Source organism: Geomonas terrae (assembly GCF_004791675.1).
In the GTDB taxonomy this organism is placed as follows: domain Bacteria; phylum Desulfobacterota; class Desulfuromonadia; order Geobacterales; family Geobacteraceae; genus Geomonas; species Geomonas edaphica.
The window spans coordinates 625,821-651,017 of sequence record NZ_SRSC01000003.1; the positions used below are offsets into that span (position 1 = coordinate 625,821).

The 25,197-nt window shown below is 59.6% G+C and carries 17 protein-coding genes; 6 read left to right on the forward strand and 11 right to left on the reverse strand.

All coding sequences use genetic code 11. From position 1 onward, the window contains the following. Positions 1-18: 18 nt before the first annotated feature. From E4633_RS14595 to E4633_RS14620, 6 genes are all read right to left on the reverse strand, one after another. Positions 19-2,238, reverse strand: a complete 2,220-nt coding sequence (locus tag E4633_RS14595; protein WP_135871225.1) for a hypothetical protein — start codon at positions 2,236-2,238, stop codon at positions 19-21. A gap of 7 nt (positions 2,239-2,245) precedes the next feature. Next, positions 2,246-3,643, reverse strand: coding sequence for a YncE family protein (locus E4633_RS14600; RefSeq protein ID WP_135871226.1), 1,398 nt, complete (start codon positions 3,641-3,643; stop codon positions 2,246-2,248). A gap of 131 nt (positions 3,644-3,774) precedes the next feature. Continuing rightward, on the reverse strand, positions 3,775-5,133 hold the full coding sequence (locus E4633_RS14605; protein ID WP_135871229.1) for a cytochrome C: 1,359 nt from the start codon (positions 5,131-5,133) through the stop codon (positions 3,775-3,777). A 76-nt stretch (positions 5,134-5,209) separates the two neighbouring features. Further along, positions 5,210-6,181: an NHL repeat-containing protein gene (locus tag E4633_RS14610; RefSeq protein ID WP_135871231.1), complete on the reverse strand. Its 972-nt coding sequence runs from the start codon at positions 6,179-6,181 to the stop codon at positions 5,210-5,212. Between the two features lie 314 nt (positions 6,182-6,495). Then, positions 6,496-7,938 (reverse strand): heavy metal sensor histidine kinase, encoded by a 1,443-nt coding sequence (locus tag E4633_RS14615; protein WP_135871233.1) that lies wholly within the window; start codon positions 7,936-7,938, stop codon positions 6,496-6,498. After that, positions 7,919-8,590 carry a heavy metal response regulator transcription factor gene (locus E4633_RS14620; RefSeq protein WP_135871234.1) on the reverse strand — a complete coding sequence of 224 codons (672 nt, stop codon included), beginning with the start codon at positions 8,588-8,590 and terminating at the stop codon, positions 7,919-7,921. The genes E4633_RS14615 and E4633_RS14620 overlap by 20 nt, the downstream gene beginning before the upstream one ends. 634 nt (positions 8,591-9,224) lie before the next feature. On the opposite strand from E4633_RS14620, the gene E4633_RS14625 reads away from it, so the two are divergent. Then, on the forward strand, positions 9,225-11,300 hold the full coding sequence (locus tag E4633_RS14625; RefSeq protein WP_135871236.1) for a PxKF domain-containing protein: 2,076 nt from the start codon (positions 9,225-9,227) through the stop codon (positions 11,298-11,300). Here the strand turns inward: E4633_RS14625 and E4633_RS14630 are convergent. From E4633_RS14630 to E4633_RS14650, 5 genes are all read right to left on the reverse strand, one after another. Next, complete coding sequence (locus E4633_RS14630) at positions 11,287-11,538, reverse strand: hypothetical protein (RefSeq protein ID WP_135871238.1); 252 nt, start codon at positions 11,536-11,538, stop codon at positions 11,287-11,289. The genes E4633_RS14625 and E4633_RS14630 overlap by 14 nt on opposite strands. A gap of 15 nt (positions 11,539-11,553) precedes the next feature. After that, the gene (locus E4633_RS14635) at positions 11,554-13,236 is read right to left on the reverse strand and encodes a hypothetical protein (RefSeq protein ID WP_135871240.1); all 1,683 of its coding nucleotides are present in this window, start codon (positions 13,234-13,236) and stop codon (positions 11,554-11,556) included. Positions 13,237-13,942: 706 nt separating this feature from the next. Further along, complete coding sequence (locus tag E4633_RS14640) at positions 13,943-15,232, reverse strand: dicarboxylate/amino acid:cation symporter (protein ID WP_135871242.1); 1,290 nt, start codon at positions 15,230-15,232, stop codon at positions 13,943-13,945. Positions 15,233-15,607: 375 nt separating this feature from the next. Next, positions 15,608-17,029 (reverse strand): sigma-54-dependent transcriptional regulator, encoded by a 1,422-nt coding sequence (locus tag E4633_RS14645; protein ID WP_135871244.1) that lies wholly within the window; start codon positions 17,027-17,029, stop codon positions 15,608-15,610. Between the two features lie 2 nt (positions 17,030-17,031). Then, positions 17,032-18,744, reverse strand: coding sequence for a transporter substrate-binding domain-containing protein (locus E4633_RS14650; RefSeq protein ID WP_246038150.1), 1,713 nt, complete (start codon positions 18,742-18,744; stop codon positions 17,032-17,034). Between the two features lie 313 nt (positions 18,745-19,057). Between E4633_RS14650 and lpdA the strand changes: the two genes are divergently transcribed. From lpdA to E4633_RS14675, 5 genes are all read left to right on the forward strand, one after another. Next, positions 19,058-20,416, forward strand: a complete 1,359-nt coding sequence (gene lpdA, locus E4633_RS14655; RefSeq protein ID WP_135871246.1) for a dihydrolipoyl dehydrogenase — start codon at positions 19,058-19,060, stop codon at positions 20,414-20,416. A 293-nt stretch (positions 20,417-20,709) separates the two neighbouring features. Then, a complete protein-coding gene (locus E4633_RS14660) occupies positions 20,710-21,126 on the forward strand; it encodes a MarR family winged helix-turn-helix transcriptional regulator (protein ID WP_135871248.1) in 417 nt (138 codons plus the stop codon). A 355-nt stretch (positions 21,127-21,481) separates the two neighbouring features. Beyond that, on the forward strand, positions 21,482-22,801 hold the full coding sequence (locus E4633_RS14665) for a TolC family protein (protein WP_162605000.1): 1,320 nt from the start codon (positions 21,482-21,484) through the stop codon (positions 22,799-22,801). A gap of 25 nt (positions 22,802-22,826) precedes the next feature. After that, on the forward strand, positions 22,827-23,996 hold the full coding sequence (locus tag E4633_RS14670; protein ID WP_135871250.1) for an efflux RND transporter periplasmic adaptor subunit: 1,170 nt from the start codon (positions 22,827-22,829) through the stop codon (positions 23,994-23,996). After that, positions 23,993-25,195 (forward strand): ABC transporter permease, encoded by a 1,203-nt coding sequence (locus E4633_RS14675; protein WP_135871252.1) that lies wholly within the window; start codon positions 23,993-23,995, stop codon positions 25,193-25,195. The genes E4633_RS14670 and E4633_RS14675 overlap by 4 nt, the downstream gene beginning before the upstream one ends. The last annotated feature ends 2 nt before the right edge of the window (positions 25,196-25,197 follow it).

A 25,197-nucleotide genomic window follows, 5' to 3' on the forward strand; every position in this document is an offset into this window, starting at 1 on the left:
CCAGTGTGCGTTCCTTTCCTAGAACGAGCTCCTGAGCACCGCGCTTATGGTCTGCGAGCTCTCGGTGCCGGAGGAGGAAGAGGTGTTGAGTCTCTGATAGGACGCATCCAGGGTGGTGCGCGGTGTTATCTTCCAGGTGAGCCCCGGGGTCAGCATCTTGCTCTTTTGCTGGTTCAGCGAGGCCAGGTTCTCCGAGTAGGCGAAGTTGAACTGCAGCGTGCCGTCGGGGAACGGGGACCAGTTGATCCCGTAATTCTGAAAGGTGGTGCCAGCCTGACCGCTTTGCTGCAAAAGCGAAAAGGAGCTGGTCAGGTAGAGCGTGGTAAAGGGGCGATAGGTGAGGCCGATGTCCTCGCGTTGTGTGCTTATGGACGTGTCGCTGATACCTGCACCGGTGGCTAAGGAGCTGTTCCAGCTGTAGTTCGCGTTGAGACTCAGGTCGCCGCGGGGCTTAAGGTTCACCCCGAAGAGAGCGTTGTAGGCCCTGATACGTGCTCCGCTGTCGGTGCTGGACAGGCTCAGGCCGCCGCTGGCATTGAGGTTCACCCCCTGGTAGAGCTCCGCGGTGTTGCTGATGAACACGGAGTCAGCGCCGCTTGTCTTTCCTTGAAAGGACTCCCGGCGACCGGAGTAGGTGATGGTGTCGCTCAGGGTCGGCAGGGGAGTCATGCGCAACAAAGCGCTGTAGACGAAGGCGCCCCGGTGCCCCTTCGGTTCCTCGCTGTCCTCCCGGGCTCCCCTCGCGCTCCCCGAGAGCCAGTCGTTGAAGCGGTGCTCCGCCATGAGGGCGTTACTCACCGTCCATTTGGTGAAGCCGTTGGGCAAAGAGCTGGTCAGGAAGAAGGAGCCGTCGTAGTAGAGCGCCGGTGAGTCGGTCAGCCGGATCTTCACGTCCGTGTTCAGCATCTGAGAAAGGATGGTGCTGTTCTTCTGCACCGCGAAGGCCTGGATTTCGGTGACGAAGAGGTTGAAGGATGAGGGGAAGCCGATGATCCCGGGGGGGACCTGCGCCGGGTCGAGCGGCGCGGCGACCACCTTCAGGTAGCGGGTGGCGACCGGGGTGAACTTGATCTCGAAGCGGTTCTGGAACGGGTCCAGGGTGAGCCCGGTGACGGTGCTGACCTGGGTCCAGGTAAGGTTGTCCTGGCTTTGGTAGACGGTCCAGGTGTACTGCTTGGCGATGGCGTCGGGGAGCCGTTTGCCGTTGGCAGTGGCGACCCAGACCAGCACCCGGTTCACCGTGGTCTGCGGGTTCTGGAAGTCGAAGCCGAAGTTTCGCTTCACCTGCGGTCCCGGCTGCGGGCCGAGGTCGATCCCGGCGCTGTTATCCACGTTGCCGTCCATGAGCAGCGGGGAGCTCTCCAGTGTGGCGAGTTCGGGGACCACGTACTGCTGCCCCGGGCCGGTAAGGGCGGCGAGCCCCGAAAACGGCAAGAGCTGCCGGTCCACCATGCCCCGGCCGTTGGACGAGGTGGCGGTTCCCTGCTCGCTCACGTTATAGGTGGAATAGAGCGATACGCGCTCGCCGAAGAACTGCCCGCTGTAGCTTGCCGTGCCGGTGTTGGACAGCTGGGATACGTCGAGCCCCAGGAGCCTGTCCTTTTGGTCGTTGTAGTTGAAGAGGTATTTTAGGTCGAGGTTCTTCACGTTGTAGGTGATTCCCAGCGTGGCCCGGTCGTTTATGCTGTCCTCCACCTGGCGCTGGCCGTCAAAGGTGTTGATCCTGGTCAGGAGGAGGCTCATTGCCGGAAGCCCCTCCGGCCGCCACCCAAGGGAAGCGTGGTACTCCTCGTTGTAGCGGTCGGGAAGGGAGGTCCCCGCGGTGGAGTCGCTCTCCTTTCTCTTGCTGTAGCCAAGGCTTGCGTTCAGCATCGGGCTTCCCATGAGCAGGTCCACGCTCGGTAGCGACGTGGTGATAGAGGAGCGGGCCTCTGACCCGTTGGCGGTGAGCCAGTTGCGGTCGCTTTCCCACAGGTAGCCGGCGCGCAGGGACAATAGCGGGAGAAAGCTCTTGTTCAACATCAGGCTGTACTTCTGGGTCAAACCGTCCCCCTTCTGGGCGCCGCTGGTGCCGGCCGCGTCCCGGGTCTGTGACTGGAGGTGGCTGTAGTCCCACTCCAGGTAGCCGTTGAGAAGGTCCGCCGAGGCACGTTGCGGCTGCAGCAGGCTCCCGAAGAGGCAGACAAGGCAGGCGTTGGCTAGTCGCAGTGCTGCCCCTTTGAACGTCGTGCCGTGCACCGGATGGTCACCTTTCGCCCATCAGCGCGAGCCGGTGCGGGGGCGCGGGGAGCTCCAGCTCGTTTTCCAGGCGGTAGCTTACCAGGTTAACGAGCTGCACCCGCCTGCGCGCGGGGTTTACGGCGTAAAGCCTGTTCTCGTCCGCGTCGATGGTGAGGTACGCCGGGCTTCCCCCCAGCGGCACGGTGGCGATGGTGTTGAAGGTGAAGGGCTCGAGAGCCTGCACCCACGCATCGGACTTGCGCCCGGTGTAGACGATGCCGGAGCGCTGGTCGACTTTCAGGGCGCACACCCCCATCCCCACGTAGTACCTCCGCTGCTGTGCCAGGGTGAAGGGGTCGAGGACGTCCAGGTACGAGTTGAGCGCGTGCACCACGTAGAGCTGGTCGCCGCTGCGGCTGAACGCGCCGTGTCCATCTCCGGGCGCGCTCCCCACCGTGGCGCTTACCGTCCTGCGTGCGAGGTCGAGGACGGTCATGGTGCTTGCGAAGCTGTTGAATACGTACCCTCTCTGCCCGGTGGGGTCGATGAGCACCGAGGAGGGGGCATCCCCCACCGCCAGGCGCCCCGTCTCGAAATACCCCTGCGGGTCCACGAAGCTCACCGTGTTGGAACCCTTGTTGACCGACAGCAGCGTCTTGCCGTCTGGGGAGAGGGCTAGTTCTTCCGGGGAGTCGCCGGGTGTGAGCCTGATCCTGCGCACCTCTTCGCCTGTGACCATGTCGATCACCTGCAGAGCGTCATCCCCGGAGAGGGCGACGTAGGCGCGCCTGCGCTGCTGGTCGAATATGAGGCCGCGGGGGGCCTTGCCGGTGGCGATGAAACCGGCGACCTCTGCAGACTGCTTGTCGAAGACGGCGATGGCGTTGGCCTCGGGGATGGTCACGTAGCCGGCCAGCCCGACGACAGGCCTGCGCGGCTCACGGACGGTAAACACCGGGGTGAATCTGAAACCGGCCCCGATGGAGTTGTCGTAATCAAAGGAAAGCGAGAGAAGGAGCGCTTTCTGTTTTTGGACCGTGAAGGGGGCGTTGATCGTCACCCGTTCCGGTGCCTGCAGGGCCGCGCTCCCCTCCTCGCGGCGCAAAAGCGGGTGCGAGATGCGCAGGGCTAGGCCCGTGTAGCTTCCCGGGGGGAGGGTGGATGAGCCAAGGAAACGCTGCCGGGTGAGCTCCGCAGGCCTCACCTCCTTAAGCGCCAGGGAGACGGGAAACTCGGCACCGTCCTCGCGCACCGCGCTGATCCCTTCCAGGGTGAAGCTCAGGCGCTCCGCCGCCGGAGGAAAGGGGCGGGTGTAGAGATAAAGCTCCCCCTCTTCGACGAGGGGCTGCCGTAGTGACACGAGTTGCGTCTGGCATCCGGCCAAAAAGGCAGCTAGGACGATGGCGATGAGACGTATCTTCATAGGGGGGCACGCTGCCGGGGCGGGGCCCCGGCTTTGGGATCATACGATTTCCGTGAGAACCGGGCTGGCCCGAGGGCCAGCCCGATTGCGGCATGGTGAGGCGCTAAGGCCTCGTTAAACAAAGTGCTTTGTTAGTCCTTGGCGTGGCACTTGTTGCACAGGGACCGCTGGTAGGTGGCGTAGACGGTAGCCGGCCTCTGGTAGAAGGTTGCCTGGACTTCGTTCATGGTGCGACCAAGGCCGTAGGACTGTGCCGAGGTGTTGGTGGAGTCGGTGCCGGGGTAGGCGCCTGCCACGGTGAGGAACTCGGTCTTGTTGGTCCAGCGGGTCATGCTGTCCCAGCCGGAGGCATGGGCCCTGTGGCAGGAGAGGCACATGACGTTGGAGTTGCTGTCGGCGCCACCTTTCTGGGAACCGTCGTTGACGGCGTGCAGGGCCAGGTTGGCGCGGTTGTTGGTCCCCTCTTCGAAGGGCACCATGGAGGTGTAGGCGCCGGCCACGGTGCCGCCGAAGTTGCCGGAGCTTACGTAGGCGTTGTAGTTGGCAAGGATGTTCGCACCCAGGGTGGAGTCGCTGCTGGCCGGGTGGATGAGGCTGGTGCCGCCGTCATAGTTGGCGGTGGAGTTGTGGATGTTGGTATGGCAGTTGGCGCACCACTCGGACATACCGGTACCGTACGCCACACGGGTGTCGGTGCTCGCCTCGGAGCGGTTGTAGGTGGCCGGTGCGACGGCATACGGAGGCAGTGCTGCAAACGGCTGGATGCCGGCGACGCCCGCCACGGAATCCGGGAGGTATCCCGGGCCACCCAGCAGACGGTAGACGCCGACCGCCTCGGTGGTGGTCGGAGCAGCGCCGTAGGAGCCGGAGCCGTTGATCGGCAAGGAGACCGCTACATCGTTGGCTCCGTTGTAGCCGGTGCCCGCGACGACGGGGCGCTGCACGGTGCCCGCTGCGTCGACGATGCGGTACTTGCCGTGGGGATCGTGGCAGCTCGAGCAGGCCAGGTTCGCCGCGGGGTAGTTGCCGCCCGGGGCGGTGGTCAGTGTGGAGTCGGGGGTGATGCCGAAGTCGGCGGCGACCACGTTGTGGCCGTGGCGCTCGCCAAGGCTGGTGGTCGGGGTACCGTGGCTGTTGTAGTTGAAGGTCTCCTTCACCCAGGCGAAGTCGCCGCCGGGGGTGTAGTTGGTGGGGACCGTGCCGCCCGCGGCGGCGTCGGTGGTCATGATGTGGTAGCCCCCCGCCTTAGCGGAGGTGGTGGCGTGGCAGTTGAGGCAGGTCGAGCTCTGGTCGCTGCCCTGGAGCAGGTAGGTGACCCCTTTGAGCTGGGTGGCGTTGCTGCCGGTGCCCATCGCCTTGTTGCCGGAGGAGTTGTGCATGGTGTGGCACCCGTCACAGTACGCCACGCCGCCGTCATGGTAGGCGAAGGCGCTGCCGGAGGCCAGAAGGGTAAGGACCGCTGCTGCTGTCAAAGACTTAGCTGCTTTCATTGTGTCTCCTTTTCAATCCAAAAAATGCAAAGATTAAGTTACCAACTGCACCGTTTTGAGTACTGTTCGCTTCTTCTCACCCCCCCTTCGTGCTGGTCGCTGACGGCTGGGTCTGGAATACCCGGTAGACGCTGACGCCCCTGGCCCGGCTCTGGGCCACGTAAACCCGGTCATGGTTGACGACGAGTTCCATAGGAGCAATGAGGTTACCCGGCTCCAGCCCCCTAAAGCCGAACTCGGCCTGGAAACTGAAATCCCTGTCGAAGATCATCACCACGCAGCGCAGGGTGTCCGCCACGTAGATGTTCCCCCGCTCATCGGAGGCGATGCCGCTTACTATGTTGAACTTCCCAGGCGTGCTGCCGCGCATGCCGAAGGAACGTACTTGGTGGCCGGGGGTGACCAGGTAGGCGGAGAAGAAGACCGGCACCGTGAAGAGGAGATCCCCCTCGTTGTCCACGCTGAAGCCGACCATCCCGGATTCGCTTATTTGTTTCTTGCTAAACCCGAGGATGGTTCCCAGGTCGTACCCGGAATCGAAGCTCCCTTCCCGGTCGGTCAGCGCCACCTTCATGGTGTTCCTGTCGACTAGGTAGAGGTGATCCCCGTGCCAGCTGATGGTGTCCGGTACGAAGTCGGTTGCGTACTCGGGGGGGAGCCCCTTCATGGTAAGCCTCGCCTTTGGTTCCCCCCGGTAGTCGCAACGTGTCACCGCGTAGCTTGCGTTGGACCGGGATAGGACGAAGATCTCGCCGCTGTCTGCCACCGCCACCGCGGTTATGTTGCCGAAATCGCCGTTGTCGCCGAAGCGGTACACTTCCATGCCGCTGTCATTGAAGACCCGTACCGACCGGCCGGCAGGGTCCGCGACGTAGGTCTCCTCGCCGCGCCGGTCGACCGCGAGGTTGACCCAGTTGTATGGGATCGCCCCGTTGAAGTCCGAAAGCGTGTAGAGATAGGCCGCTCTGAAGAGAGCCGCCGGGGCCGGGGACGCCATGGCGGTCAGCAAGATGAGAGAGAGCAGCATGCCGTGGTAAATCTTGTACATGTGGAACCGATGATCATCCTGGGGACGACGCATGTGGCGGAGCACCACTGGTGTCCGAAGCATACGACACGCGCCATTTCCGGAGTGTTGCCGCAACGTTGCCATTTGGTAATGTGTGTTCTTTACCTAAAGAGTTGGGTTTGGTGGGGATAATAGCTGAAGAAGCCTTACCGGAATCTGTTGCCGACATTACCATTTGGTAAGGTTGCTGCGGGGCATGGCCCCGACGCGCAGGCATTACGGGCAGGAAAGAAATGGTGCGGCAGGGCGAGGTTACGGCAGGGCGAGGTTGACTGGGGAAGGTCGGGGCGGAACTAGGCGTCGGGCGGGGGAGGGGGGAAGCGGAGCAGTATGGCCGTGCCGTGATCCGGGGAGCTTTTGACGGAAATGGTCCCGTGATGCAGCTCCACGATGGATTTCACGATGGACAGGCCGAGTCCGGAGCCGTCCGGATGCAGGGTCCGGTGCCGGTCCCCGCGGTAGAACCGGTCGAACACGCGATCCACTTCCTCGGGCTTCATGCCGTGGCCTGAATCGCGCACCTGGACCTCCTGAGAGCCGTCCCTGGTGGTCAGCGTCCGGACCTCGACTACGCATCCGGGCGGGGAATACTGCAGCGCGTTCCCGACCAGGTTGCTGACGGCCCGTTCCAGCATCTGGGGAGCGCCGTACATGAGTCCGCTGCCGCTGTGGCTGATCACGATCCCTTTGTCTTCGGCGACCGGTTCGTAAAAAGCGCAGACTTTCTCAATCTCCTTGGTCGGATCGAAAAGGACGAATTTGAAGCGCTGGGTGGGGTGATCCGCGCGGGCCAGGAACAGCATGTCGTCGATCAGGCGCGACAGACGATGATACTCCTCGACGTTTGACTCGAGAGCCTTTCTGTATTCCTCCGGGGGGCGGTCGCGGGTAAGGGCGACCTCGGTTACTCCGAGCAGGTTGTTTATGGGGGTGCGCAGTTCGTGGGCAAGGTTGGAGGAGCTCTGGGAGAGCTTGGTGAACGACTCCTCGAGCCGCCCCAGCATCTCGTTGAAGGCCGATGCAAAGTGCCTCAGTTCAACCGGCCACTGCAGGGGGTCGAGGCGCTCGCTGATCCGTTCTACCGTTATCTGCTTTGCCACTCCAGTGATGTCACGCAGGGGCGACAGCGCCTTGCGTGCGACGAGGACTCCGACGCCGGTTGCCGCCACTATCCCACTTATGAAGATGATCACCAACTGGACCTGCTTCTTGCGGATGGCCTTTATTTCGGCGGTGACGTCGAGGCCTATCTGTATGATGCCGCCCGTAGGATGCCCGACAGGCTCCAGATCGCAGCTGATCAGGTATTCCCGCCCGTTGGCCGCATGCAGGTAGCGGGTGGTTATCTGGCGGGGGTGGGTCAGGACGCAGTGGAAGAGGCTCGACGGGAGTACCTGCGACATCCCCGGCGTCTCAACCAGAAGCCGTCCGGAGCTGTCCTCGATGCGGATGTAGTACTCCGGGGTGGCGACGTTGATCCCCTCCCACTCGATGTCCTTGCGGATGGTTTCCAGATCGCCGGGACGGTCGGAAAAAAGAGTACGGTAGGTTTGCAGTCGCGCCTGGACGAAGTCACTGTCGGCCTGTTCCATCACCTGGTACATGGACCAGGTGATATAGGCGATACCGCCCAGGAGGGTTATCACCGCGGACAGGATGTAGAGAAGGGTGAGCCTGCCGGTGATGGATAACTTTTTGAAGAAACTGCAGGGGCTGCTAGTGCTCTTCCAGGACATAACCGACTCCACGGATGGTGTGAATCAATTTTTGCGGGAACGGATCGTCCACCTTGGTGCGCAAGCGCCGGATTGCCACATCCACCACGTTGGTGCCGCTATCGAAGTTCATGTCCCATAACTGATCGGCTATGACGGTTCGGGTGAGCACCTCTCCCGCACGGCGGGCCAAAAGGGAGAGCAGGGAAAATTCTTTGGGGGCGAGGTCGAGGCGGGTCCCGGAGCGGAAGGCCCGGTGCCGGTTCAGGTCGATGGTCAGATCGGCGATCTGGAGGGTATCCTCGTTGCGCAGGGGGCCGCGACGCAGGATAGTGCGCACCCTGACCAGCAGTTCGGCAAAGGAAAACGGCTTCACCAGGTAGTCGTCGGCACCCAGTTCCAGACCTTTGATACGGTCGGTGACGGTATCTCTCGCAGTCAAAAACAGCACCGGGAGTCCCTTGCCGTGCTGGCGTATCTCCGTCACGACGGACCAGCCTGAGCGCTCGGGGAGCCCGACGTCCAGGATGACGAGGTCGTAGGTTCCCGTGAGGACCAGATGCAGGCCGTCCTCACCGTTATGCGCGGTGTCGACGACAAATCCGTTTTCGGTGAGTCCTCTTTTCAGGAATGTCGCTGTTTTTAACTCGTCTTCTACGATCAAGAGGCGCATGGATTATCTCACTGCCACATTGAATGTGGCTCAATCACAGGTGCCCTCCATCTGGTTGAGAAAATTACATTGTATGTCAGCCTTGCAAAACGCAGATACAGTTCAATTCGATTCTATCCTTTAAACAATATTTTTTTCAACGTGTTTGGAGCAAACAATGGCAGAGAGGTGCTATCTCTGTAAGAGGTGGCTAATGTTGAGGCGCTGGATTTTGCCAGTAGCCGGAAGGTCACACATTCAAATTCAGTCCCGGCAACCAAGCAATTACATCCGCGCATATCAGTTTTTTCCATTCTTTCGATTTGGTGACCCTGTCGGCACCGTAACCAGCTAGTTCTCCCCCGCTTTCTATATCGTGCGATATAGGAATTCTTCCCCTTCTGGTGTAGGAAAATATGCCTATCGAGTAATTGTGCCTAACTTGGTTTTATTGTTAAATAACAGGCAAATGCACCAGTAGGTATCTGCACGGACACCCGCATTTATATTTTTTCGAAAACTTTATATGACGTATGACAGCAGGGGATGCCGACTTGAGTTTCTCAGAGCAACGGAAGGCAACGCGGTTCGACGGCGGGATACTCCTTGGTTGATCGGGCAATGGATCATTAGTATTTAATTTCAGGAGGGGAAAATGAAGAAAAGGGTATCGTTCCTGCCGATGGCTGCCATACTTCTAGTTGCGGCTCCGGCACTGGCTGCTCCATCGACCTGCCAGAAGGCACAGGCTATTATTAATCCAGGCAACCAAGTAGGCGTCAAACCAGGTTCAACGGTTTTCCTTGATGGCACCAACTCAAACCCCAAGGACAACGTCGCCTGCGCATGGCGCTCGCTGGATTCCCCGGCGATAACGATCAGCAATCAGAACACCTGCAACGCAACGTTCACGGCGCCAGAGGTAGGCCCATCCGGACAGACATACAATTTTGAGCTGAAAGTCACTTCGCTGGAAACCGGTTGCTCGTCCCAGGTTGACACTAAAACGACCAGCGTTTCGGTCCTCAACACCAACCATCCTCCCGTGGCCTCCGCCGCGGTTGTTGGCGGTGTTCTCCCATACAGCGTGAACGAGGGGGCCCTGGTAACACTGGACGCCAGCGGTTCGTCGGATCCCGACGGCGGCGCCTTGTCCTATTCCTGGACACAGATAATTGATCCGGCCAATCCGGTTACGGCTGTGACCATCAACAACCCCGGGGGCATCTCGGCCACCTTCACCGCTCCGCCGGAGCAGTACCCCAACGGCGAAACCCTGAGATTCCGCTTGACGGTTTCGGATGGATACCTTAGCAACGCGACGGACGTTCTCGTTCAAATCGTGTCGGTCAACGTTGCGCCCACCGCAAAGGTGTCTTGTCCGGAAACGGTGAACGAAGGGGATCCCATCACCCTCAAAGGCCAGGACTCTTCCGACCCCGACGGCGGTCCCTTGACGTACCAATGGAGTCAGTTGGAAGGGCTCCCCAATGCCGACCTGAGCCAGACGGATCTGACCGCTTCTCAAATGGCATTTGCCGCGCCCAAATTAAGCTCCTTCCCCTATGACAAGATGTCTTTTGGACTGACAGTGACCGATAACGGGAAACTCACTGCCGATGCCTCCTGTCAGGTGAAGGTCAATGACATCACGCCGCCGGTGATCAATGGGGTCCCTGAAGTTGAGGTCGTCAAGGAAGCAACCTCGGCGGCGGGAGCGGCGGCAACCTTTGCCCCCACGGCGCACGATGCCTACTACGGTGACGTGGATGTCATCTGCGACCCCGTAACCGGCAGCACCTTCCCTCTCGATGTTACGACTACAGTGAAATGCAGCGCCAGCGACTTGGCGACGCCTCCCAACAAGGCGGAGGCTTCTTTCACGGTCAAGGTGGTGGATACCACCCCGCCTGAGCTGACCTTGCCCGGCAATATCGGACCGACTGAAGGCAACACCCTTGGGGGTGCTACCATCAATTACGCCGATGCCGTCTCGGCACTCGACCTAGTCGACGGGAAGGACGCGGTGAGTTGCCTGCCCACATCCGGAGCGGTTTTCCCGGTTGGAGCAACTACGGTGAATTGCAGCGCCAGTGATGTCCACAAGAACCAGGCAAGCGGAAGCTTCTTGGTGACCGTAAAGGATACAACGCCGCCTGCCGTCGCATTTGCAGGGAACATCGCCGACGGCGACAGCTTTTATTTCGGGCAAGTCCCGGCTGCGCCGACCTGCACTGCGAACGACATCGTTTCGGGAGCGGTGGAGTGCCAAGTTTCAGGCTACAGCACCTTAGTCGGTTCGCACACCATGACCGCAACAGCCAAAGACAAAGCCGGCAACACAGGAACATCGACTCGAACCTACACAACTGAACCCTGGACTCTCAAAGGGTTCTACAACCCGGTTGTGATGACCAGCGGCACCCTAAACACCGCCAAAGGTGGGTCGACCATCCCGCTAAAATTCGAAGTGTTTATGGGCTCGACTGAACTGACCAATATCTCGTCAGTTTCCAGCGTCCAGACACAGGTAATAGGCTGCACTACTGTTGCGGGTACGGAAGACCCTGTTGAAGCAACCACCACCGGCAGCACTGCGCTCAGATACGACACCACGGCAGGTCAGTTCGTTTTCAACTGGCAGACACCAAAAACACCTGGCATCTGTTATGCCGTTACCGTCACCACGCTCGATGGCTCGAAGATTATTGCCAACTTCAAGCTGAAATAACCATCGCTGTATCGATTGTAAAAACAGGAAAGGCGGTCGCCGGTATGTCGGTGGCCGCCTTTCCTGTTGTGCGCCAGGCAGCCATAGGCTTCGAATAATGCCCCCCTATCGGCGCCCAAAGATGACCCAGCTGCAGCATCGTGTCACCCGTTAGAGGCAGCAGGTGGGGCTCGGCAATGCCTGGGTTAAAGTGCTTTTTGCACAGAGACGTGTGGCCGCACACATCAACAATGCTCATTCTACCCATCTCTTCTCAATGCATGATAGTCTCCAAGGTTCTACCGTAGCCGTCATATGCAGTCAGGCTGATCCAACGATTGGTTATGGTGAAGGATTGGCCGCCCTCTGTTACCGGATTCAACATGAATGACTTGCTGTGTTCCGATGTTCTTAGGGAGAACTGTGCCTCGGCGAAACTGTCGGTATCATTTGAAATACGAACATACAACCAACCATTGGTAAACCCGGTAGGCAGAGTCCAGGCTATGGTGACGTTTCCGCCGTTGAAGTTCTTTAGTTGTTCCAGGGTCGGCGAGCTGATCGCTGGGAAGTCCGCTACCTTCAACTCCGTTGAGAGGTATGGGCGTTTCATGATCTTCTCGGTGTAGGTGGCAACCAGTGTGGCATCTTGATAAAGTTGAATGGTGTAGACCGCGCCACTATCAGGAATTTCTTCGATTGCTTCATCCGACATCGGGAATAGTTCTTGGGTGGAGAGGAAACCACTCGTCTGGTTAGACAAGGTGATAGGAGTGGTGAGTCCCGCGCCGCTGACTACTGCTGAGGTGATTCCTCTTTCTCCACTGTCATCCACGTATATGCTCAATCCTGTGGTATCTGAGGCGGTAGAGACATCGTAGGATGCTCCCGCCATGACACCGACGTCGGCAATTCGCTGGTCCCCCTGCATGAGCCATACGCCGTTCTTTTTCGTGACGTGCCACGGTCTCGGACCATCAAATATGGGTTTGCCGTCAATCACGACTTCAAAAGCGACTACGCAATTGTCCTGGGCTTCATTCATCGACTGCAGTGAAATGTTGGTGAACGAGACACCAACCATTTTCTGGTCCGTGGTCCGCTCTGCAAGGAACGCCGCCAGATTCCGGCCGGAATGCAGAAAAGTGGACTGATCGAACAGGTTTACCATGCCTGGGTTTGTGGCGTTCGGAAGGCCGGTTGCAAAGAACTCGGAAAATGCTTTGAACTTGTCGCTAATGGCTTGAATGGCAGTTACTCCCGAGGCTACCCCGGTCGTATCGCTAAGGCTACCCGTATATGTGCCTGAAGTGATGTCGGAAGTCATCGTCTGCTGCGTTATTGCGTTCGTGATAGTCGCCACCTTGGTGTCAGGATCCGTTGAAACTCGGATCACATCCAGAGCAGCATCAAGACCTGAGTGATCGGTACTAAAGGAAGTTCGCAACAAGTCGATTGAGTTTGCAACTCCCACTGCCTGGAGTGTTGGCAGTAGTTTGGCCTTAAGGGCCTCTGTCTCAGCGGTCAACCCGGAAGCCGTAATAGTTGAGAAGTTGCCGCTCTCAAAATACGTCTGCGGCATGGAGCCCGCTACGTTGGCAACGATAAGGTCGGTGAGCGGCGTGACGTTGGTGTTCTTATTCACGTCTTCCGCCGTTGCAGCCGAGTAGAGGTGATATTCCTGTTTACTTGCATAGCCGTCGGCGCGGACCATGAATGGGGCCTTCATCCCTGATACATCCACCGAGTACTTGCCGTTAGCGGCAATCGACACAGTTTTGGTGACAGCTGTGCTGTCTTTCAATGTCACCGTTCCGATGATCGGCACACCCGCTGCGGCTGTACCGGATATTCTTTCTACCGTTTCGTTTCCGCCTCCGCCACCACACCCTGCAACAATTGCCACCACCGTTACCAGTACGAACCACCCCCACGTTCTTTTCAATAGTGTTCGCATGCTGTACCTCCTGTTGTTGGTCCTGAACAAAAAGAAAGCGAGTCTGTAGTTGTCTAAGCAGTGTACGCAAAATGCACTTGCACCGACACAGGCGATAAAAGCTGCCTCTGCTAGAGGACATCCGTCCCCAAAGGGTTGCGCTCGCCGACATGCCGGCGAGCCGGGTTGACGATGAGGTTTCCCGTCGCAGTAACAACCTCCTTTCCAAGAGATAGCGGGCGCCTTTTGGCGCGGGAAGAAAAAATGCAGATCGGTGTTGATTCGCGGTGGATAACGGGCACGGATGAAGGGAGATGTGAGGAGGGATGGGTTCGGCTGTCGGATGTGCCCGGCGTCATGTTTGCTGCGTGCAAGTACGTGTCGGGAGACGGGGGAATGTGCAAGCGCGGCTGCCAAGACCGTGGTTGGTCAAGCAATGACGAATGGGTTGCCGGGCGGTTGTCGAAGCTTTATAGAGGGAGCAGGAGCAGGCTGCTCAGGCATTGCGTTCCCTCGAAAATTACATTGGCAGCTAGACACATACTCAGCCATCCTGACTGCGCAACCAGGTAAGTCTTCCATGTGTCAAACATTTGTCAAGTGTCGCTGGAACGGGGAGAACTGATTCAGTAAAAAGGCGCCTGGTTTCCACCAGACGCCTTTTTATGCTTTGCGGCCAATTGCAGCTACTCCACCGACTACGGTGGAGGTGTCCTTTACGCCGGGACTAATCCTGCACCGGCACGGGGACTAGCAGTGCGTCTTCATCTTCCGCCGTCTCCGGCTCCGCTCCAAGGTCTCCCTCCCACTTCGCGACGACGGCGGTGGCGATGCTGTTACCGATCACGTTGGTGGCGGTGCGCCCCATGTCGAGGAACTGGTCGATCCCTATGATGAGCAGCAGGCCCGCTTCCGGCAGGTTGAACATGGGGAGCGTCGCGGCAACGACGACCAGGGAGGCACGCGCAACGCCCGCCATCCCCTTGCTGGTCAGCATCATGACGAGGAGCAGGGCGATCTGCTTGGAGATGGAAAGCTCGATGTTGTAAACCTGGGCGATGAAGATGATGGCGAAGGCCTGGTACATCATGGAACCGTCCAGGTTGAAGGAGTAGCCAAGCGGCAGCACGAAACCGGACACCTTTTCCTTCACGCCGAAACGCTCAAGGGATTCCAGGGTCTGGGGATAGGCCGCCTCGCTGCTCGCGGTGGAGAAGGCGATCATCATCGGCTCGCGGATCAGCTTGAGGAGCGTCCAGGTGGAGTTGCGCAGGAACAGGTAGCCTGCCCCGATCAGCACGGCCCAAAGCACGACGAGCCCGATGTAGAAGCTCCCGATGAACTTGCCGTAGGTGGTCAGCACGCCAAGCCCTTGCACCGTGATGCAGGAAGCCATTGCGGCAAAAACACCGAGCGGGGCGAAGCGCATGACGTAGTCGGTGACCTTCAGCATGATGTTTACCAGCTCTTTTACGAAGGCGACGACGGTCTTGGTGGCGTCATCCTTGAACGAGGCGATGGCAAACCCGAAGAAAACCGAGAAGATCAGGATCTGCAGGATCGAGTTCTTCGCCATGGCATCGAGGAAGCTGGTCGGGAAGATGTTGGTGACGAAATCCTTGAAGTTGAGCGCGGCAACGTTGAGATTGGTGGTGGCACCGGCGGCCGGGGCAGGGAGGGACGTGCCGACGCCAGGCTGGAACAGGTTGACGAACGTCATGCCAAGCACGAGGGAGATCACCGAGGCACACAGGAACCAGCCCATGGCGCGCACACCGATCCGCCCGATGGCTTTCGAGTCGCCGTTGCCTGCGATGCCGGAGACGATGGTCCCGAAGACCAGCGGCGCGATGATCATCTTGATCAGACGCAGAAAGACCGACGATATGATGTCGAAGTACCCTGCAATGGTTTTGGCGGCCTTGGCGTCGGGCGCGTAAAGGTTACAGAAGTAGCCGACGACGATGCCGAGGATCATCGCCACCATAATGTACAGGGTCAATTTGTTCTTTTTCATACCGCGGTCTCCTTCAGGTTGAATTGCATTGTTTGTCCCCATGTCACTGCTTTACATAAAATACTTTTCTAGATCCTGCAGTACCCCACTGATAGCAAGAGAACTGCCAATATGGCGTCTAAAAGGTAATTTGCCGTAATTGCAGGAGTTACCAGGAACAGGGGCAGGGTAGGAGGTGTTCAGGGGGGTATAACCTGTGCGCGGCAGGGTGGCGTTTGCGGCTGATTTTATTTGCGATTACAGGTGGTTGAGGCGTATTTTGGAAGGTTATAGGAAAGGCGCAGGTTATAGGGGTTTTCGGGGGGGGATGGCCGCGGACTCCCTCGCGGCCGCTGAGGCGGCGCGAGAGGGTAAAACCACGTTGGGTGATGATGATTACGGTGCGGAATCTCCTGTCTTTTTAAGACGTTTGCTCAGTGCGGGTTGTGAGATGCCTATGAGCCGGCAGGCGATGGACTGATTTCCCTCAGCCCGGCGCATCGCTTCGGCAACCAGAAGATCGCTTACCTCGTGCAGGGGCGGCAGCGGTTCGGTAGGGACGAAAACGCTCCGTTGTCCATGTGCGTCAAGGCGCACCGGCCGGCTCTGGTCTTTGCCAAGCACCCGTTTGAAGGTCTCCATGGAGAGCATGTGCGCCTCGTGGCGGCTCATCGCGTCGTACACCAGCGCCCGCAACTCGCGCACGTTGCCCGGGAAGGCATAGTTCGTCAGCAGAACTGGGAGTTCTTTCGGGACGGTGGGCTTCTTCTTGTTGAGCTCCCGGGCTGCCTCGTCCAGGAAGTGGTCGAAGAGGAGCGGGATGTCGTCCGGGCGCTCCCTCAATGCCGGGATGTGTATGTGGTGACCGCACAGACGGTAGTAGAAGTCCTTGCGGAACTCTCCGGCGGCCTGCTTGGTGGCCAGGTCGTGATGCGTTGCCACGACCACCCGTGCGTTCATCCGCTTCGGCACGTCGCTGCCGAGGGAGAAGTATTCGCCTTCCTGCAGCAGACGCAGCAGTTTGACCTGCGAGGTGATGGCGAGGTCCCCGATCTCGTCCAGGAACAGGGTTCCGTCCGCCGCGCGCTCGATCATCCCGCTGCGAGGAAGTTCAGCCCCGGTGAAGGCACCTCTTGTGTGGCCGAAGAGCGTGTCGCTGAAAATCTGGTCGTCGAGCCCCGCCACGTTCACCGAGACCAGTTGTCCGGGGCGGCGGCTTACCTTGTGGACCGCCCGTGCGACGAGTTCCTTCCCCACGCCGCTTTCCCCTGTGATCAGAATCGGCTGGCTGCTCCCGGCCACCGCTTCGATGTAGCGGAAGATGGAGAGCATGGCGCGATCGGCCGTAAGGATATCGGCGAAGGCCTCGGCGTGCTCCAGCCGGTCGCTTAGAATCCGGGACTTCATCTCGGAGTTTTCCCGCTGCAGGTCGATCATGCGGATGGCGCGGTGGATCCCCTGGATCAGGCGTTCCTCCTCCACGGTCTTCACGAAGAAGTCGAAGGCCCCCTTCTGCATGCACTCCACGGCGACGGAGACCTGGTTCAGTCCGCTCAGCACGATGACCGGGACGTCCGGATGCTGCTCGATGATGGTAGGAAGCAGATCCTGTCCTGTGAGGTGCGGCATGTTCAGGTCGAGAAGCACGAGGCCGATGGGGCGTGACCGTAGCAGCTCCAGGACCTTCCTGCTATCCGAGCAGCGCACTACGTTGTTGATGCCTCCGGACATGGCGAGTGTCATGCTGATGCTGCGCAGCCATGCCTCTTCGTCGTCCACGAGAAGGATCTCGAAGGATGGGGTGAGTGACTCGATCATGCTCATGCTCCTTGCAGGGCGGGAAGCGCCACCCGCACAGTGGTCCCTTCGCCCGGCCGCGATTCGAATATCATGGTCCCCTCGTGTTCCTTGATGATGGACGCCGAAACCGAGAGCCCGAGCCCGGTGCCTCCCGTCTCACGTTTTGTAGTGAAGAACGGATCGGCGATGCGGGAGAGGTCTTCCTTAGGGATGCCGACTCCCTCGTCCCGGACCAGCAAAAGGACCTCTTTGCGTTCGGGATCGTAACCGGTGGTGAGGACGATCCCCTTTGACGGATCGGGGAGCGCCTGGCAGGCGTTGAGGATGAGGTTCACCACCACCTGTTCGATGCGCTGGGCGTTGCCCCGGACGGCCGGAAGTCCGTCGGCAAGATTGGTGACGACGTTGCCGGTAGTCTTGCGGATCGAGTTGTCCACGAGCCTTAGCGCCGCCCTGACTACGTCGTTTAAGAGCACCGACTGGTCCATCTCCGAGGTGTCCTTGCGGGCGAAGTCCTTCAAGTCCTCCACGATGCGCTTGATGCGCGTCGCCCCGTCCTGCATCTCGTCTATGAGCAGCGGGATGTCCTCGCGGAACTGTGAGTAGCGTAGCCCGCCGATCATGAAATCCCCTTCCTGCCGGAACCTTTCCTCAAGGTGCTCTTCGGCCGAACGGAAGATCTTCTTCAGTACCGGGAGGTTGTAGAGCAAAAGCCCGGTGGGGTTGTTGATCTCGTGCGCTATCCCGGACACGAGGATGCCAAGCGACGCCATCTTGTCCGCCTGAATCAGTTGCTGCTGCTGCAACTGCATCTCGCGGGTGCGGTGTGCGATCTCCTTTTTGAGCGTGCGGTTGATGTAACCGATGGCGCTCAATAGAAGTAAAAGCGGCAGCGCCGTGATGGCGGCGTATGTGACGATTTTGCGCCAGGAGACGGGGCTTGGTTCCAGCGCGCCGAGCCACTTGTCGTGGATCTTCTCGTAGCGCCCGGTGTTTTTCAGGATGGTGAGCCCTTCGCTGAACTGCGAAAGGATCTGGTCGTTACCCCTTTTGACCGCATAGGCATACGGCTGACCGGCGAAGAGCCTCCCCACCGGGACGATATTGGAGAGGCCGAACTCGCGGCTCAGGTATAGCCCGGGAAGGTTGCCGACCAGGGCGTAGTCGTGCTTTCCGGCGGCTAACTGGCGCAGGGCGTCCACGTGGGTGTCGACCGGGAAGATCCTGGCGCCGATGTTCTTTTCCAGGAGGTAGTCGTGCATCATGCCGCCGTTTTGTACGAGGACATCCTTTCCCTTCAAGTCGTTCAGGTCGCGGACCGGCTTCGTGCCGCGGCGGGCGAACACCGATTGGTTGATGATGGAGTGGGGTGGCGAGAACTCGTAATCCTTGGCGCGCACATCCGCCTGGACCATCCCCTGGAGGATATCCACCTCGCCCGTCTGCAGCGCCCGGCGCATCTCCTCCCAGCGGCCCAGGCGGATCTCCACAGTCATCCCCATCACCTCGGCAATGGCGCGGGTCAGGTCTACGTTGAAACCGGCAGGGTGGCCGTCCTTGTCGATGAACTCATAAGGGGGATAGTTGTGATCGCCGCCGACGACGATGGTCCCGCCTGCCGCAGCCCATCCGGAGCACGGCACGAGCAGTAGCAGGGCCGGCAAGAGAAGGGCCGGCAAGAAGCGTCGCATGTAAGATAGGAGGTAAGCCATCGTGTACCGGGAACGAATCAAGTGGAGCTGGTTCTCCTGAGTGAGGTGGAGCAAACAGTTCGTCATGAAGAGATAGAGGCGCTGACGAGCGTACTATCAACCGACGCGTCTGCGCAAGTAGAAACAACGGGGATTTCGGTTCCAGACGGGCATGATCTTCCGCTTTCGACGTCCATAGTTCCGAAGGGAGAGGGGAGCCGCTGTGCGCCGACCGCGGTCCGCTTTCCGGTTTCCGCTTGACAAAATATAGCTTGCTATATATTTCTATAGCCCGCTATGTATTTGCTGCCGTCCGGATCGGAAGGCAACCAGAACGAACCTAAAGGGAGGATGCGTGCAAGACTTTGATGTTGTCATTATCGGCGGAGGGCCCGGTGGTATAAACGCGGGGATCATGTTGAGCAAGGCGGGGAAAAGTGTCGCGTTGGTTCAGGAGGAACCGGAATCTTTCGGCGGCACCTGTCTGAACCGCGGCTGCATGCCGACCAAGTCGCTGCTGAAGGCCGCCACCGCTTACCGATATGCCAAAGATGCTGCGAAGTACGGCCTGGAACTGCATGTGGGGCCGGTCGACCTGGAAAAAGTGCGCGCGGTCACCGATGGGGATCTCGGCATGTTGCGCGGCGCGGTGCAGGGGATGCTCGACCAGGCCGGGATAACCGGTTTTCGCGGCAAGGGGTCTTTCGAATCGGACCGCGTGATCGCCGTTACCCGCAATGACGGCAGCAGGGAAATGCTTCATGGTGAAACGATCATCATCGCCACCGGCTCCAGGCCTAAGGAACTCTCCATCGCGCCCTTCGACGGAAAGCACATCCTTTCCAGCGACCAGATGCTGGTCAACACGGAACTGCCGGAGAGGCTCCTGATCGTTGGAGGTGGCGCAATCGGGTGCGAGTTCGCCACTCTTTACCACACTTTCGGAAGTGACGTCATCATCGCCGAGGCGATGGAATCGCTGCTGCCAAGGGAGGACTATGAGGCCGGCAAGGCCCTGCAGGCCGCCTTTGAAGCGCAAGGGATCAAGGTGAAGACGGGCACGGCCATAGAGCGGTTCACCGTCAAGGACGGCAAGGTCAGCGTGGCGTTTAAAAACGGCGAGGTCATCAACGGCATCGACAAGGTCCTGGTCGGTATCGGACGCAGCGCCAATGTCGAGGGACTGAACGTGGAAGCTGCCGGAGTTCGGACGGAAGGGGGCGCCATAAAGGTCAACGATCTGATGGAAACCGAGGTCCCCGGTATCTACGCCGTCGGCGATGTGGCCGGTGGACTGACCTTGGCGCATGCCGCGGAAAAGGAAGCCCAACTGTTGGTGCAGAACCTCTTAAAGGGAAGCCGTCGCGCACTGAACCAGCAGGCTGTGCCCCGGGTTGCCTTCACTCATCCCGAGGTGGCCGCGGTTGGGGCCTCGCGCGAAGGGAACGGGGTGAAAGCCTACACGTTCCCGCAGGTGCCCAATGGACGCTCGGTGGTGGACAAGGTCGCCCCTGCGTTCGTGAAGTTTTTCGTGAAGGAGCAGACTTCTGAGATCGCCGGAGCGGTCATCATCGGAGAGGCTGCGACGGAAATGATCCACGAAATGGCACTGGCGGTGGAAAACGGCCTGACCCTGCAGCAGGTAGGCGCCACGGTCCACGTTCATCCGACCCACTCGAAGAACATCCTGCAGGCCATTCACGGCTGCGTGTGAGAAATTCAAACCGTATGTCTTTAGGAAGCGCTCCCGGTATGGACGACTGGGGGCGCTTCTGTCGTGGGGGATGGCGGCAGGGGCATTGCTGAGGAAACGTATGTGTGTTGTCAAAAGACCCGCAGCGTTGATGTACTGGCAGATGTCTTCATAAATCAGCTTTGAAAAGGCTCGGCAACATGTTAGAAGAGGCGCAGGACCTGCTTTGCGCCGCATCTAAGCCACCTTTTGAACGGGCAGGTGCTCTCAAAGCGCTGCTTTCATGACGACCGGGGTGAAGGAGAATGACTGTAGTGGATAAAAATCTCTGTTACAAGATCAACCGACTGGCAAGGATGCTCATGGCGAAAGTCAATGAGCAGACAAAGCCGCATGGCGTTACACAGGGACAGCTTCCGGTACTCTGTTGTCTGGACGACGAAGGGGGACAGACGCAGGCCGAGTTGTGCAAAAACATCCAGGTCGAGCAGCCCACCATGGCGAACACGCTGAGCCGCATGGAGCGCGACGGGCTCATCTACCGGGTGGCATGCGATCAGGACCGGCGGCAGTCCAAGATCTTTCTGAGCGAGAAGACCCTTCCGACCGTGGAATTGCTGCAAAGAAAAAGTGACGAAGTGGTGGACCTGATGACCCGTGACATGTCCGAGGCGGATGTGGTGGAGTTCAAACGCCTGGTCAATATCGCGATGCGCTCCTTGGAGCGCTGAGGACGCACCTTCGTTTGGAACCTTCCTCCGTCCCTGCTCTTGCTGCGGCGACCGGGACGGCGGGAGATATCGCTGGTTGCTGCGATCCTGTCAGGGACTGCTTCAGCTCCAAGGGGTCCTTCTGGATTCTCATATTGAAACGCGGACGCACTCGTTGTGGCCCGCGTTTTTTTTAATCGGCGTTTCGGTTGCTTATGTCTATGCGGAATGTGAGCGAACAGATTTCTGTTGAATGTTCCGTTACTTGCTGATATCAGAATATTTGCATGTCTTCTGGCGCCGCATAACTCCCCACCTCCATACCAGGCGATATCGTCGTTGAACAAATACCAGTAGGAAAAGGAAGGCAGCCCGGATGCACCTCGATTTTCCCATAGCGGTAACAAGTGCCTGCCGCACTCCAGGCAGGCGTTTCAAAGCTCTCTCCCTTCAAGTCGTTATGGCGGCGCTTTTCCTCACGGCCCATGCCCATGCCGAAGAACCGCTCTCCCTGGATGAGGCGGTAGCCACCGCACTGAAAAATCACCCGCAAATCCTCGAGGCGAAGGCGAACCTTGCCGGTGCCGAGGCACGATCCGGCCAGGCCTTTGCCGGCTATTACCCCCAGGTAAGGATTTCGTCGGACTGGAGCAAGGGACGGTCCTATTTTCCGGTGAAGCAAAGCACCCTGGAGTCGGACGTCACCACCGCAACGCTCTCCGCCAGCCAGACCATCTACGATTTCGGCAGGACGGCCGGGGCGGTAGAGGCCGGCAGGTGGAATCGCTCCGCCGCATCCGATGCGCTTGCCGTGACGCGGCAGGATGTCTTGTTCCGGGTAAGAAACGGTTTTTACCTGCTGCTCGCCGCGGGAAAACAGGTTGACGCGGTGAACGAAACGGTTCTCGCGCGCGAGGCGGTCTTCAGGCAGGCACAGGAATTTTTCAAAGAGGGGCTAAAGGCCAAGGTGGATGTGGCGCGGGCCGAGGCCAACCTCTACGCCGCGAAGACCTCTCTGATCAGGGCGCAGAATAACCGCGACCTGGCCAAGGTCGAGCTCGCCAACGCCCTTGGAATTGCTTCCTTGGGAGAGCGTAAACTCGCCGCTCCGCAGGTCGCCCCGGCTGAGACGCCTGAACTGGCGGCGGCACAAAATGATGCCCTCGCCAATCGTCCCGAGTTGAAGCGCTTGGGCGCACTGGAAAACTCCGCCCAGGCCTCCCTCAAAACGGCGAAAAGCGGTTTTCTTCCCGTTCTCTCCGCGACGGCAAGTTTTGGCTACGCGGATCGGGACCTTCCCCCCTCCAGCAACGTGTGGGGCGTTGGCGTAAACCTGACCGTTCCGCTCTTTTCCGGATTCGCTACCATGGAGCAGGTCAAGGAGGCTGTAGCGCTAAGAAGCGCCGTCGCGGCACAGCAGGAGGGCGAACGGCTGCAGGTCGCCAGGGAGGTGGAAGCGGCTTGGCTCGGGGTCAAGGAGGCCGATGCCCGCATGGTATCGACGGGAAAAGAGGTTGCCGCGGCCGATGAGAGCAAGGCATTGGCTGAAGGGAGATATCAGGAAGGCGTCGGGAACATCATCGAGGTGACCGATGCGCAATCGCAGGCACTCGAAGCGAGGACGGCGCAGATCCAGGCCCTTTACGATTATCAGATAGCCCTTGCGCGTCTGGACAGGGCGGTAGGTAAAGACTGAGAAGAATTTCGAGAAGGAGTGGTATATGGCGCTGATGAAAACACTGGCCGCAAGGAAAAAGTACCTCTTCTGGGGCGGCTTCCTGGTCGGAGCGGTGGTACTGCTGAAACTGACGCTGCTCGCCCCTCGTAAGGTGCACGCCGTGAAACTTGAAAGGCGTGATCTGACGGAAGAGGTCTACGGCAACGGCACGGTCGAGGCAAAGGTCGTCATCCCCGTTTCCAGCAAGATCACCGGCCGGATCGTCGAGGTTTTCGTCGACCAGGGTGACCATGTCCGGCGCGGACAACTGCTGGCAAGGCTTGAGGATGGCGACTTCGTGCAGCAGCAGAACCAGTCCGAGGCGGGCGTTAAAAGGTCGGCCGCCAACCTGGACGTGGAGCAGGCCACGCTGAAGAAGGCGAAGGCAAACCTGGTCCTCGCGGAAAAGAACGCCCAGCGCTACAAGGCGCTGGCCGAAAAGAACCTGGTTTCCAGGCTCGAGGCCGAACAGTACGAGAACGCCTTCCTCGTTGCCAGGGAGGAGGTGGCCCGCAGCACCGCCGCACTCGAATCGGCGCGGATGGAGCAGTCGGTTAACCGGGCGGGTCTCGGATTTGCCAAGAGTAAGGTGGGCGACACCATGATCTACGCTCCGCAAGACGGCGTCATCATAACCCGGGACCTCGAGAAAGGAGCCACGGTGACCCCGGGGATGGCCATCTTCACCATAGCCGATCCCGGGACCGTCTGGGTGAAGGCGAACGTGGACGAAGCGCTGCTGAAGGGTATCGCCGTCGGCAACAGCGCCCTCATTACGCTTCGCTCCAGTGCCGGTCACCCCTGTGAGGGGAAGGTGGCGCGCCTTGGGCGGGAAAGCGACCGCGTGACCGAAGAGCTCGAGGTCGACGTGGCATTCTGCGAAGCGCGGCGGAGCTTCCGTCTCGGCGAGCAATCCGAGGTCTACATCGTCACGGGAAACAAGAAGGGCGCGGCCTCGCTCCCCTCCGCGACCTTGGTCTCCAGGGAACAGAAGCGTGGCGTCTGGGTGATAGCCAACGGCAGGCTCGTCTTCAAACCGGTCAAGGTGGGCATTGAGGACCGCAAGGGATTCTCCGAGATCGTGTCGGGGCTCGACGGGAGCGAACTGGTTGCCCTGGCGCCTCAACCGGAGATGGCGCAGTTTGCTGACGGCCGGAAGGTGACGCCGCAATGAACCTGGCGATCCGTGACATACGGTTTCACCGGGGACGTTTCATATTAACCTCGATCGGACTAGGCCTGCTGCTCGGGGTCGTGATGAGCATGGGAGGGATTTACCGCGGCCTCTTCGCCGACGCCCTCGCCGTGCTCCACTCCACCAAGGCCGACCTCTGGGTGGTGCAAAAGGATACGAACGGACCGTTCGCCGAGAGTTCACGCATCCCCGAGGACATCAAGTACCGCATCAAGTCGGTTCCAGGTGTGGCGGAGGCCTCGCCGCTCTCCTTTCAGACCATCCAGATCGAACGGCAGGGAAAACCTTTCCGCTTTTTCCTCATCGGCTACGATCTGCGCGGCATCGGAGGCCCCCCCGCGATCCTTGCCGGGCGCAACATCCGTCAGAAGCATTACGAGATGGTTGTCGCCAAGGCGATGAAAATGGCGCTTGGCGAGAAGATCCGCCTCGGTCTCCATGAATACACCGTGGTGGGCATCACCGGCAAGGTTGTCTCCTCAAGCGGCGACCCGGCGGCGTACGTGAGCCTCGCCGATGCTCAGGAGATCCAGTTCAAAAAGGACAACGACGCCATAAGGAACAACAGGGAACGTGTTGCGGCCGATCTGGACAGGATGCAGAACCTGACCCAGGCCCAGGCGCAATTACTCCAGAGGAACGTAAGCGATCTCACCGAATCCACCCATACTGTGAACACCGTGGTCGCCCGGCTCGCTCCAGGGGCCAGCCTGTACGAGGTGCAGCAGCGGATAGAGCGCTGGAATCACTACCGCGCCATCTCCGATGAGGGGCAGACCAAGATCCTCACCAAGGGGATGATAGAAAAGGCGCGGATGCAGTTGGGGCTTTTCCGCATCATCCTGCTGGTGATCTCGGCGGTCATCATCTCGCTCATCATCTACACGTCGACCCTCGACAAGATCAGGGTCATCGCAACCTTGAAACTGATCGGATCGCAGAACCGGGTCATTATCGGGATGATCCTGCAGCAGTCGCTTCTCATGGGCGTGATCGCCTACGCGGTCGGCTACGCACTGATCTCCCTTACTTACGAAAAATTCCCGCGACGCATCGTCCTTGAGGCGTTCGACCTGCAGGTGTTGTTTGCCATCGTCGTGGTTATCTGCACGGTTTCCAGTTTCGTCGGCATCCGCAAGGCGCTCAAGGTCGAGCCTGCGGAAGCGCTTGGTGGGTGAGC